Annotated in this window: 12 protein-coding genes and 1 tRNA gene; 7 read left to right on the plus strand and 6 right to left on the minus strand. The window is 54.9% G+C overall.

All coding sequences use genetic code 11. The features are described from left to right. Positions 1 to 21 precede the first annotated feature (21 nt). The 4 genes from CXU21_RS03375 to CXU21_RS03390 all read right to left on the minus strand — a co-directional run bounded on the left by CXU21_RS03375 (position 22) and on the right by CXU21_RS03390 (position 3,616). Positions 22 to 819, minus strand: coding sequence for a polysaccharide biosynthesis/export family protein (locus CXU21_RS03375; protein ID WP_102725054.1), 798 nt, complete (start codon positions 817 to 819; stop codon positions 22 to 24). Positions 820 to 854: 35 nt separating this feature from the next. Beyond that, on the minus strand, positions 855 to 1,517 hold the full coding sequence (locus tag CXU21_RS03380; RefSeq protein ID WP_102725055.1) for a sugar transferase: 663 nt from the start codon (positions 1,515 to 1,517) through the stop codon (positions 855 to 857). Between the two features lie 721 nt (positions 1,518 to 2,238). Next, positions 2,239 to 2,889: an NUDIX hydrolase N-terminal domain-containing protein gene (locus CXU21_RS03385; RefSeq protein WP_102714014.1), complete on the minus strand. Its 651-nt coding sequence runs from the start codon at positions 2,887 to 2,889 to the stop codon at positions 2,239 to 2,241. 241 nt (positions 2,890 to 3,130) lie between these two features. Further along, the gene (locus CXU21_RS03390; protein ID WP_180972402.1) at positions 3,131 to 3,616 is read right to left on the minus strand and encodes a SanA/YdcF family protein; all 486 of its coding nucleotides are present in this window, start codon (positions 3,614 to 3,616) and stop codon (positions 3,131 to 3,133) included. On the opposite strand from CXU21_RS03390, the gene CXU21_RS12310 reads away from it, so the two are divergent. Then, complete coding sequence (locus tag CXU21_RS12310) at positions 3,615 to 4,019, plus strand: hypothetical protein (RefSeq protein WP_180972609.1); 405 nt, start codon at positions 3,615 to 3,617, stop codon at positions 4,017 to 4,019. The two genes, CXU21_RS03390 and CXU21_RS12310, sit on opposite strands and share 2 nt — an antisense overlap. Positions 4,020 to 4,117: 98 nt before the next feature. On the opposite strand, the gene CXU21_RS03395 is transcribed toward CXU21_RS12310, so the two are convergent. Together CXU21_RS03395 and CXU21_RS03400 are read right to left on the minus strand one after the other, a co-directional pair. Continuing rightward, positions 4,118 to 4,200 (minus strand) — tRNA-Leu (locus CXU21_RS03395). Between the two features lie 70 nt (positions 4,201 to 4,270). Continuing rightward, positions 4,271 to 4,732, minus strand: a complete 462-nt coding sequence (locus CXU21_RS03400) for a RidA family protein (RefSeq protein ID WP_102714740.1) — start codon at positions 4,730 to 4,732, stop codon at positions 4,271 to 4,273. 154 nt (positions 4,733 to 4,886) lie between these two features. Between CXU21_RS03400 and CXU21_RS03405 the strand changes: the two genes are divergently transcribed. The 6 genes from CXU21_RS03405 to CXU21_RS03435 all read left to right on the plus strand — a co-directional run bounded on the left by CXU21_RS03405 (position 4,887) and on the right by CXU21_RS03435 (position 11,766). Further along, positions 4,887 to 6,551, plus strand: coding sequence for a hypothetical protein (locus CXU21_RS03405; protein WP_102725056.1), 1,665 nt, complete (start codon positions 4,887 to 4,889; stop codon positions 6,549 to 6,551). 98 nt (positions 6,552 to 6,649) lie between these two features. Then, positions 6,650 to 7,159: a ferritin gene (locus CXU21_RS03410; RefSeq protein WP_180972404.1), complete on the plus strand. Its 510-nt coding sequence runs from the start codon at positions 6,650 to 6,652 to the stop codon at positions 7,157 to 7,159. 321 nt (positions 7,160 to 7,480) lie between these two features. Next, positions 7,481 to 7,984 (plus strand): hypothetical protein, encoded by a 504-nt coding sequence (locus CXU21_RS03415; RefSeq protein WP_102725057.1) that lies wholly within the window; start codon positions 7,481 to 7,483, stop codon positions 7,982 to 7,984. A 704-nt stretch (positions 7,985 to 8,688) separates the two neighbouring features. Beyond that, a complete protein-coding gene (locus tag CXU21_RS03425) occupies positions 8,689 to 9,123 on the plus strand; it encodes a MarR family winged helix-turn-helix transcriptional regulator (protein WP_022396764.1) in 435 nt (144 codons plus the stop codon). A 396-nt stretch (positions 9,124 to 9,519) separates the two neighbouring features. After that, positions 9,520 to 10,743, plus strand: a complete 1,224-nt coding sequence (trpB, locus tag CXU21_RS03430; RefSeq protein ID WP_102725059.1) for a tryptophan synthase subunit beta — start codon at positions 9,520 to 9,522, stop codon at positions 10,741 to 10,743. Positions 10,744 to 10,827: 84 nt separating this feature from the next. Beyond that, positions 10,828 to 11,766, plus strand: a complete 939-nt coding sequence (locus CXU21_RS03435; protein WP_102725060.1) for a phosphotransferase — start codon at positions 10,828 to 10,830, stop codon at positions 11,764 to 11,766. Positions 11,767 to 11,782 lie beyond the last annotated feature (16 nt).

Here is an 11,782-nt window from a genome sequence, read left to right on the forward strand (position 1 = left end):
GGAAAAATCGGATGAAGCGTCTTACAGGCTGATGGCGATGACGGCAATAAGCAGGGACAGGCCGGAAAGGCCCCAGGCGTAGTACTGGGCGCTCTCGCTCCTCATGTTGATCTTGCGGTCCGACGGAGTGACGTAAATAATATCATTCTGCCTGATGTAGTAATAAGGAGAGGAGAAAATGGACTTGCTGCGCAGGTCCAGCTTGACGATCTTCCGGTCACGCTCCATTTCCCGGATCAGCACGATGTCCCGGTTGCCGTCGATATTCAAATCTCCCGCCCGGCTGATGGCGTCAAAAATGGTGACGCGCTGGCCGTCCACCTGGTAGGAACCGGGATTATTCACCTCCCCCAGAACGGAAAATTTGAAGTTCATGATCTGGACGTTGACGGAGGCGTCCTTGATGTAATCACTGTTGCGGAGCTTCGCGGAAATGTCGTGTGCAAGCTGGGAGCACGTCTTCCGGGCGGCCTTCATCTTCCCGATGACCGGCAGGACAATATATCCCTCGTCGTCCACCAGGTACCCTTTGGGCCGCGAATTGCCGGTGTTGTTGGAGATGGAATTGCCCATTTCCGCCATGATGAAGGGGGTAGTCAGTTCCGGCTGCTTGCTGCTGACGGAAATATAAAGCTGATCGTCTTTTTGAATAGTCGTCTGGTATTTGGTGACTATATCCTGCCGGGTCTCACCCGTAATGTCCTGGATATAGAGAACCTCTTTCGGATTAACGCAGGAGGCCAGAAGCAGGGTACAGACAGCCAGGGAGGCCAGCCGGAAAATTCCGGAGGAAAAAAGAGGGCGATGATGCATAATCATGAGGTGCAAGGGTATGTTATTAAACAGATAAATAGTCAGGACTCCTGCTGCTTGGACGGAAAAAACACAGGCAGGGAAAGATCGTTCCTGACAGGAATGCTGCCCGAGATATTCCTGAAAGCGTCTTCGCACTGCCGGACGTCCTTATGGGTCAGCAACCGGACAACGGTTTGAAAAACAATCCTGACATCCATGAACAGGGACACATTCCGGGCATAAACGATGTCGTAGCACAACCGCCTGTAGAACGGGATTCCGTTCCTTCCGTATACCTGGGCCATGCCGGTCAATCCGGGCCGGACGGAACAGCGCGCCATGCAGCAGCGGCGGGAAAAAACTTCCAGTTGCTCCGGAATCCATGGCCGGGGGCCTACAATGGACATGTCTCCCTTGATAATGTTGACCAACTGGGGCAGTTCATCCAGGGAATAACGGCGTAAAAAAGTTCCCAGCGGAAAAGACCTCAAGTCATCCGGAAGCAGCAGCCCCTCCGAATCACGGGCATCCGTCATGGTCTTGAATTTAAAGACCCGGAACAATTCTCCGCGGTACCCGACACGCATCTGGGAAAAAAACGGGGACTTCCGCGTATGAACCAGGAGTATTATGGATATAACGGCCAGAAGAGGCGATACGATCATCAATGTCCATAAGGAGATAGCAATATCCAATACGCGTTTTCCAAAAAACTTATACATAGCTCTGCCCGAAAACTACCGGATTTCAAATCCGGCATCTTCATGCCCGTATAAAAGCGTTCATCATCAATGATGGTAAATAACTTATATAAATCTGAACTTTCCTTTCACGCTGGCTTACGGAAGCCCTGCCATTTATATATTCAACCACAAGTATCTGATACGCATGAAAAAATATTAATTCATCATTGACGGCGGATTTGAAATCCGCACTTTTCATGAACGCAACAACAACAAAATGGAAAGGCGAAAAACACCGTCCTTCATGCAAAAAGGAAACCGTTTTCCACGCTCACAGGAACAACCAGAATATTCCGGCTTCAATATGTCGCAGTTGAAGGGAACCGCAATGGCAAAACAGGAAAATTAAGGGAAAAGGAACCTGAATTTCCGCGGAGCGGAAAATTCTTTCGGAAAAGGACGGCACTCCGAAGAAATGCACCTGAGACATGCGCCAAAAAGAGAGCGCCTTTACGGACAATGAGTTGCCGTCAACAGGCATCAGGAAGAAGAACCGGCCCCTATGGGGCCATAGGCCGCCGGATGGCATTCCCTGCCGGAGTTGAACCGAGCCTTTGCCGTTGGAGAGACGGCCTTCCTGACCGCTAGAAGAAGGGAACGTTGCAATCGGAATAAAACAGCGTGCTTTTCACAAGCCGCTGGAACTGGCATAGCACTTTCCCGGAAAGAGTCAATGATTTTGCCGTGTATGTTCCCTTTTTTAATCAAATACGGGATTCCAGCAGGGATCTTCCGCTGCCTTAAAACACAGAAGCACCTGTTCCGGAGTGTTCTTTTCCAGAGCCATGGGAGGAAGTTCACCCCGTCCGAACCAGCGGCTTTCAGACGTTTCCAGATTGGGCTGGAAAGAGCCGCCCTTTTCTTCACACAATACAAAGACCTTGCAGACTCCGTACGCATAGGGAGGCGGGTTGTGCCTGTTGCGGTCATGCAGGGCTATCAGCCGTACCGCTTCCACTTCCAGTCCGGCTTCTTCCCGCACTTCCTTGATCGTGTTATCCCGTACGGACTGGTTCACATCCACCCAGCCGCCCGGCATGGACCACAAGCCGGAGCCTTTTTCCTTCACCAGCAAAATTTTACCTTCCCGGAAGATGGCCGCACGGGTATCCATTTTCGGCGTTTGAAATCCGGTTTCACTGCAAAACAATCCCCGGACCGTATCCATATCCAGCCCGGATTTGGCGCTCATGATTTCCGCGGCGATTTCCCTCAACCGCTGGAAACGCTCCAGATCATAGGGGTCTTTCGCATACGTTATCCCCGCCTGGGCCAGAAACTGAAGTTCCACCGCCCATTCCAGCCATTTGGGAGGCAATGCATTATGAACGGTTTCAGCAGCGTCATCCATGTGTTCACTTTACCACAAGGGGCTATTCCGGCGAACCTTATTTTCCAGCCGGCCTTCTTCCGTGACGGATTGTTCACTCAGGCCTTCTGGACTGTTCACCATCCCCATGGCAGATTTCCCACGTAACCCACATGATTGATTCATCCAGTCTTTAATGGACCAAGGTACGGGCATTCCCCAGGTTTGCCGTTCCGCATGAAAAAAGACGCCTCATGACGCGCCAGGCCGCATGAGGCGTTGATCATTTTTCCCCTTTTACTTCCGGCAGCGCCACGGGTTCCCCCAGGAACCGGGGTTCACGCCCCCACAGCCACAAATCCAGCATCATCCACATGCGCGCCGCACGTTCCCTGAACCAGCTTTTAATGCGTGAACGGCGGTTGGGAACATCCGGTGCGCTGACGGCCCACGCTTCCATTCCCTCATGTGCAGCGATCGCCAGGGCGCGTTCATTGTGAAATTCCTGGGAAACGATGACCATGGTTGAAACGCCAAAGACCTCCTTCATCCTCACGACGGAATCCAGCGTCCGCAGCCCCGCAAAGTCACACACAATCCGGTCATCCGGGACGCCGCGCTCCACCAGGGCCTGCTTCATCCAATCCGGTTCATTGTAGGCGTGGGAGCTATTGTCCCCGGAAACGACAAAAACCGCCGCCTTCCCAGCCCTCCAAAGTTCCGCCGCCGTATCCATTCTATTATAGAAATACCCGTTGGGACCTCCCATGAACGCAGGGGAGCACCCCAGCACCAGGGCAGGCGCGCGAACAGGAACATCCGCGGAATGCTCAAAAATTCTGTTCTTGGAAGCGGAAAAAATGTACCACTCCGACGCGGCGGACAACAAAACCATTCCCACAAGAACGCCGCCCGTTATCTTCAACGCCAGCAAGACCCCTCTTTTTCCGCTCCGGCATGAATTAGCCGGCTTCCCAAACCAGCGTATATTGAAAAACTTCATAAGCAGTATTCAGATTTTCCAGCCCAAAATGGCCTACTTTTCCCATTTTCAATTCTTTGTCCGGCAACTATTTTCGCCCAGCGTTCTTTCATTGGTTCCCCGCATCATAAACGGAGCAATGGAACGCAGCCAACTTTATTTCTTCAAACGGGGATTCAGCATTTACTGATGCAGCCATTCAAAAAAACCGATGGAATGCCATGAACAAAAAAGCCCGCTGGCAGCGGGCTTTTATCTACATAGATTTGTAATTTGTATTTAGCTAAGTACCCCCGACCGGACTCGAACCGGTACGTCCTTGCGGACAACAGATTTTAAGTCTGCAGCGTCTACCATTCCGCCACGAGGGCATTTACCGGACGGCACTCTACAGGAATGCCGCGGGGATTCAAGCACGAATCCCCTTCCGGCTTTCAAAGCCTAGCCGCAGACTTCCACAACCATGCTGATTTCCACCGCTACGTTGAGCGGCAGTGCGGACACTCCTACGGCGGTCCTGCTGTGACGGCCGATTTCGCCGAAGGCTTCCACCAGCAGGTCGGACGCGCCGTTCAGAACCCTGGGATGGTCGTAAAAGTCGGGACCGGCATTCACGAAGCCGTTCACGGCCACGATGCGAGAAACTTTTTCCAGGGAACCCACCGCCTGCACAATGACAGCCAGACGGTTCAGAATGGCGGCGCGCGCAGCGGCCTGCCCTTCTTCCACGGTTAAATCCTGCCCCACCTTGCCGAAGTATTTATCCTCACCGTTGACGGAGATGCCGCCGGAGAGGTGAAGCAGGTTTCCCGTGCGCACACACTGCACGTAGGAACCTACGGGCGCGGGCGCATCATAAATGGCATAACCAAGGTCGGAAAGGCGTTGACGTATTTTATCCATAATAGAGAATTTGACAAAGGTTGGATTTGAAGAATGCACCGGGATTATTTGCATTTCCAGATGCATTTCATGACATTTTGAACAATTTTCAGCCTGTTTGCACGTAAAATGATTGCCATCTACCTCATTTAGTTGCTATTGAAACAACCCGTACATGATGACCGACGAAACTCCTTCCACAGACCCCAAGCAGCAAATTCCGGATCTTTCCGGCTTGGCCGATTTCCAATTCGGTCCGGCCTGGGCGAGACCGGGTGCCCGGCAGGAACGTGCCGCGTCTTATCCGGAACGCAGGTCCGGAGACAGGCAGGGAGGCGACCGCCGGCCGCGGCGCGATAACCGCGAAGGCAGGCAGCCCCGGGGGGAACGCCGTTTTGACGGTCAGAGTGGCGAAAGAAGATTCAACCGGGATGACCGCACCCGCGGTTCCTTCCGTCCGCGACGCGACGGGGAACGCCGGGAAGAGGCAGCACGCCCCCCGCTGGCGGAACCCGCAGAAGGGCTGCGCGTGGAGCTGCGCCCCGTGGATTCCGGCCTGGCCGCCCTTCATCAGGAGGTGCAGAAGCATCGCCGCACCATTTCCCTGCTGGACCTGGCCAAGGTGGTCATGGGATCCTATGACCGTTATGACCTGGTATTCATGAAGCAGGAGAACGGACCGGACCTGTACCACTGCAAGCATGGCGACGGAGCCTGCTTCATTTCCCGCCAGGAGGCCGTCAAGCATCTCTGGCAGTCAGCCTGGATGCCCAAGTATTATGAGTCCGTGGAACAGGAAGTGGAAGCGCCCAAGGGCGATTTCAAGGCGGTTGCCAAGTGCTCCCTGAATAATGAACTGGTGGGGCCCGTCAACTGGCACGGCTACCAGTCCGCCCTGATGAACCTGCACCGCACCAAATTTGCCAGCATGCCTTTTGAGGCGTTCCGTTCCAAAATCGTGACGGACAAGAGCGAAGAAGCCGTTCAGGCCTGGCAGGACGCAGTCTCCAAGCGCACCGCCTGGAAACCCGTGCGTGAAGGAGCATCCGAAGTTCTTCTGGAATCCCCCGCCGCCGTAGAACAGGATTTTGAGTCCAACCATTTTGAGGATTGCTATGACGTCACGGACAAGGTGTTCGTCAACGGCGCCGTGAAGAAGAACCATCTTTCCCCCGGCCTGTGGGCGCACCTGATCCAATTGTCCGGCACCACGCGCCGCCATCCCAGCATGCTGATTCCAAACCTCTGCCACGGTCTGGCCCGCCACCACATGCCCATTTTCAAGTGGAAGGGCAACCATTACACCGGTCCGGCGCGTCCCAAGGCCATGGAGGAAGGCACCGTCCTGTCTGATTCCCTGATGTCCATCGCCACCTGGGCGGCCAGCAATCCGGGCAAGGGCGTTGACGCCATGCTGAAGGAACTGGCTCCCGTTCCGGACCCGGAAAAAGCCACGGAAGAGGAAATGGCCCAGGCCACGGAAAAACAGCAGAATCTGGTCCGCGACCTGTTCTGGCTGTCCGAACAGGGTTACATTCTTGTTTTCTCCAATAACACCGTCAGCCGCCCAAAGGCCGTTCCGGCCCAGGCTCCCTCTCCCAAGAAGGCCGTCAAGGACAAGCAGAAGACGGAAGAGAAAACGCAGCCCAAGCCTGCGGAAGCCGGCTCCGCTCCCCTGGAGCAGAAGTCCGATATTCCTTCTTCCGAACACCCGGCAGCCAACGAGGAACCGAGTGAAAAAACTGACACGGTAACGGAACCCACAGAAACTCCCGCCGCTCCCGCGGAGGAAGAGGTTCCTGCGGAAAATGTTCCGGAGGCCGCCGCTGTAAAAGCGTGACGCTTTTTTGAAATTCCCCCGTCATACAGTCCGCAGGATTATCTTGATTCTGCGGACTTTGTTTTGTAGAAGAGAAGGAAATCAACAGGATTTTACATATGATCAGTACAACAATGGCAACCGCTCTTAATGAGCAAATCAAATGGGAAATGTATTCAGCCAACCTTTATCTGGCCATGTCCGCGTACCTGCAGGACGCCGGCCTGACGGGGTTTGCCCACTGGATGCGTGTCCAGTATCAGGAAGAAACCGCCCATGCCTTGAAATTTTATGATTTTCTTCTGGCTCGCGGAGGCCAGTTTACCATGCTGTCCATAGACGCACCCGCAGCGAGCTGGTCCAACATTCTGGAAATGTTTGAAGAAACGCTGACCCACGAGCAGGAAGTTACGCGCCGCATCAATGATCTGGTCCGCCTGTCCAAGGAGGAAAAGGATTTCGCTACGGATATTTTCCTGCACTGGTTTGTCAGTGAACAGGTGGAAGAAGAAGAAACCGTCAAGGACATCATTAGCAAACTGCGCATGATCAAGGGAGAAGGCCAGGGAATGCTTCTTATGGACAAGGAGCTGGGCGCCCGCGTCTTTACCCCTCCCCCCGCCAATTAACGGATACCGTAACCGCTCTGGCGGCCATTCTCCGGCAGGTTTCTTCACGGAAGCCCTTTTCCGGGGAATGGCCGGCAGAGTAGTTCGATTATCAGGAGTGTATGGATATAAGCACAAGGCTGGCAGCATGTAAGAATGTCCAAAGAATAAGCACTCCGTTTAATAATTTTTTTGCCTGTCATGCTGCGCGGCAACCGGAAACTTGTGGCATTGGAGAATAATGGCACTGGCAGAAGGTTTCTGCGAGTGTGAACATTTTATAACAGCATCCCGGACAATGCGCCTGGGCCTGTAACCAGTTTTTCAAATAGAATTTTAAAGATGAATGATTTTGAAACCGCCTTGGTGAGCCCGGAGAAAAACAGCCTCATTCCGGAGGAGGACAACTGGTTTGGCCCACTCGTCGGGACTTGGGATATTGAGTGGGTTGACGGGCACGGCACGGAGCATGAACGCCACGTGAAAGGGGAATGGATTTTTTCATGGATTCTGGAAGGCATGGCCATTCAGGATGTGTTCATCTGCCCTTCCCGGGAGGCCCGGAAGATTAAAACCTGGGCGGATGCCGCCTATGGCACGACGGTCAGGATCTACAATCCCCAACAACGGACATGGGACATTTTTTACGGCGTGGCCGGAGAAGCCACGCGGCTGGAAGCGAGAAAGGAAGGCAGCCGGATTGTCCTGACGGAAATTACCGGGCAAAAGATGAAATGGATTTTTTCCGAACTTACGGAAAATACGTTCCATTGGAGAAACATGGCCACGGAGGACGGGGAGCATTGGTTCCTCCAGGGGGAAGCGTTCGCTACCAGGCGGCCCTAGAACACGCTTGTTCATCGGCATTGGCTGCAATGCCGTCTTTCCCCTTTCTGCACCCGTCCAGGCCCGTTTAAAGGGGTTTCTCCTGTCTTTACGCCTGTCCACGGCAAATGAACCAGCCCGGCGCACCAATGCGCCATGCCTGCCGATGCCGTCAGGCATCCATAAGAATTTCCGGGGGTAGAGCCCTCTTTTCCCTCTTTTCCCTCTTTTCCCTCTTTTCCCTCTTTTCCCTCTTTTCCGGCAATCCGGAACCGACGCCGGAACCTGTCTCCAAAGGCGGCAGCATCCTGTTTTTCCTGACGCACACCTGTATAAAACTTTTCTGAAACAGGCCGTCTTTTCCCATGAGAACCCTTGCATGAGGCCTCTTTCCGGACCGGGCTTGTCATGCTGTGGCGCCTTTTTATGCCAGATTTGCTCCGGCTTCCGGGCAGTCATGGAAAAGATTTCCACTTATCAACAGCTTACACCTATTTTTAACATGTTATTCACATTCTATCTTCAAAATACAACCATTCTATTAACATTCAACATATTGTATTTCAAATACCATCAAAAGGCTTATTATCCGCAAATGTAAAATTTTAATAAAAATTTATATTTTTGACTTGCCCGCGGAAGGCCGTGGCAGTAGGTTGGCTGAACCGCCGCCAAGCCTGCGGACGGCACCGTTACAAACCTACCCCCTGATATTCACAACGACCATGAGCTCCATTTCCGAAGAAGCAAACAAGCTGGCGGATTTCATCCTGTTCACGCAACGTTCCTGCATTCTGAATCTTTCTTCAGAATTGAATGAGGGCAAGGTTTCCTATCCCCAGTTTTTCCTGCTGACTTACCTGGCCAGCGAGGATTTTCTGAGCATGTCCAGCATTGCCCTGAAGATGGGGCATTCCACTGCGGCGGCTACCGGCATGGTGGATAAACTTCAGGAGATGGGCTACCTCAAGCGCATGAGCGCGGCCAAGGACCGCCGTAAAATCATGGTCGCCATCACCCAGGAGGGGCGCGATCTGGTGGACCGCATGCGCCAGAACATCGTCCGGGACCTGGCCGCCCTGATGGCCGGAGCGGATCCCGACGCACGCCAGACGCTTGCCGATACCGGGAAATCCATTAAGAAGCGCCGTCTGGCCTGATTTCCGGTTTTATTGGTTCTGTACCAGGAAAAGGCAGCCGGTTTTGACTGGTTCGGGCGCTCTTTTTCCTATTGGCTCTCCGGCGCTCCATTGTTTTTCAGTGGCCGCAAAGGCTTGCGGCAATCCTTTCAGTATCCGGTTTACGGTTTTTACACGGGCGGAGGTCCTTGTTCCCGGCAGTGCAGCCATCAGAGGTGACGGAGGAAGGACAGTATCCCATGGCTTGAACGAAAACAGCCAGCCGGAAGCGGAGGCCTGGGGGCTACGCGCCTGAATTTCTTCCGCAGTGCAGCAGAGGGGAAATTCTCCTTTTCTTAAAAAGGCTTCCTGCGGAGATTGTTTTTGCCTGAATTGGGGCGGCGTGCTAAATACTGTCAGTCACGAATGCAATAGACCATGGATCTCCATACTTATTTACGCAATTTTCCGGATGCTCAGGGCCGCTTTGGCGAATATGGCGGCGTTTACCTGCCGGATGAGCTTGTTCCCGCTTTTGAAGAAATCACGGAAGCCTACCAGACGATCGCCCATTCCGCCCAGTTTATTAATGAACTGCGCCGCATCCGCAAGCAGTTCCAGGGGCGTCCCACTCCGGTTTACCATTGTGAACGCCTTTCCCGCCATCTGGGGACCTCACAGATTTACCTGAAGCGGGAAGACCTGAACCATACGGGCGCCCACAAACTGAATCACTGCATGGGTGAAGGCCTTCTCGCCAAGTATATGGGCAAGAAGCGCATCATTGCGGAAACGGGCGCCGGGCAGCACGGCGTGGCGCTGGCTACGGCCGCCGCCTTTTTCGGGCTGGAATGCGAGGTTCACATGGGAGCGGTGGATATTGCCAAGCAGGCTCCCAACGTCACGCGCATGAAGATTCTGGGCGCCAAGGTGGTGCCCGTCACGCACGGCCTCCAGAGCCTGAAGGAAGCCGTGGATTCCGCCTTTGATTCCTACCTGAACAGTTATAAGGATTCCATTTACTGCATCGGCTCCGTGGTGGGTCCGCACCCCTTCCCTCAAATGGTGCGTGATTTCCAGATGTGCATCGGCGTGGAGGCCCGGGAACAGTTCCTGGAAATGACGGGGCTTCTGCCGGACGCGGTGTGCGCCTGCGTGGGCGGCGGCAGCAATTCCATGGGCATGTTTACCGCCTTCCTGGGAGACCCGCTGGACATTTACGGCGTGGAACCGCTCGGCAAGGGCCCCAGGCTGGGGGACCATTCCGCTTCCATTTCCTACGGGAGCAAGGGCGTTCTGCATGGGTTCGAGAGCATTATGCTTCAGGATGAGGACGGCAATCCCGGTCCCGTCCATTCCGTAGCCAGCGGGCTGGATTATCCTTCCGTGGGACCGGAACACGCCTACCTGCACGACATCGGCCGCGTGAATTACGTCACCGCTACGGATGAAGAGGCCGTGGACGCCTTTTTCAAGCTCTCCCGTTACGAAGGGATTATTCCCGCTCTGGAAAGTTCCCACGCCATCGCCTACGCCATGAAGTGGGCCCGGGAAAACAGAGGAGGCGCTATCCTGGTCAACTGCTCCGGCCGCGGAGACAAGGATGTGGATTACGTCGTGGAGCATTACGGCTACGGGGAAGACCGCCAATTCCCGGCCTGATTCGTCACCCACCCCATTTTCAGCGGACGGAGGACGCGCCCTCCGTCCGCTCCCTTCCGCAAGGCCCCACTGCCACGCCTTTTCATGAAAGAATTATCCAGCCTGGTTCAACGGAGTTTTCACGCCGTTCCGCGGGAAGAAGATTTCAAGACCCTGGCCCTGGGGGCGTCCGGGCGCACCATTGTCCGCATCCGGCTTGACGGCCGCACCTGCATAGGCATCCGCTGGGGCAATGACCGCGCGGATAACGATTCCTTCATTCCCGCGGCCCGGCACCTGCGTGCCCATGGCGTCAACGTGCCGGAGATTTACGATTATGAACCGCTCGGCCCCGGTTGCGGAGCCGCCCTGGTAGAGGATCTGGGGGATGCCAATCTTCTGGGCTTCCGGGGGGAACCCTGGCCCACCCTGCGCCCGCGCTACGTGCGGGCCATGGAACAGCTTCATCTGCTTCATAACTGCCCGTTCCCGGAGGATTTTTCTCTTCAGCCCGCTTTTGGCGAGGCCCTGTACCGCTGGGAACAGGCCTATTTTGCAGAACATTTGCTGGGCTCCCATCTGGGAATGGAGGCGGCACCCTTTCTGAACCACCCGGCCCTGAAAGAACTGGCGCAGTTCCTGGCCTCCCTTCCCGCGCGGCCCGTCCACCGGGACAGCCAGTCCCAGAACGTGCATATCCATGCCGGGAAGACGTGGCTGATTGATTTCCAAGGCATGCGCGGCGGACGCCCGGAGTATGACCTGGCCTCTCTGGTTTATGACGGCTACGCCCATCTGGCCCCCGCACAGGTGCAGGAGCTGCTCCGGGAGTGGGAAAGGATTACCGGGCACCCCCTGGATGAGCGCATTTTCCGCGCCTGCGCCCTGCAGCGGGTCATGCAGATGCTGGGAGCCTACGCCAACATCGGCCACAACCAGGGGAAAACCTGGTACCTTGCCCAGATTCCCGCCGGGCTGGAACACCTTCGGAGGCTTCTGCCCGGCTCCACGCTTGCAGAACCACTGGCGCCCATGTTAGCATGATTTTTCATTTCGTACC

It is taken from the genome of Akkermansia muciniphila (assembly GCF_002884975.1).
Taxonomy (GTDB): Bacteria; Verrucomicrobiota; Verrucomicrobiia; order Verrucomicrobiales; family Akkermansiaceae; genus Akkermansia; species Akkermansia muciniphila_C.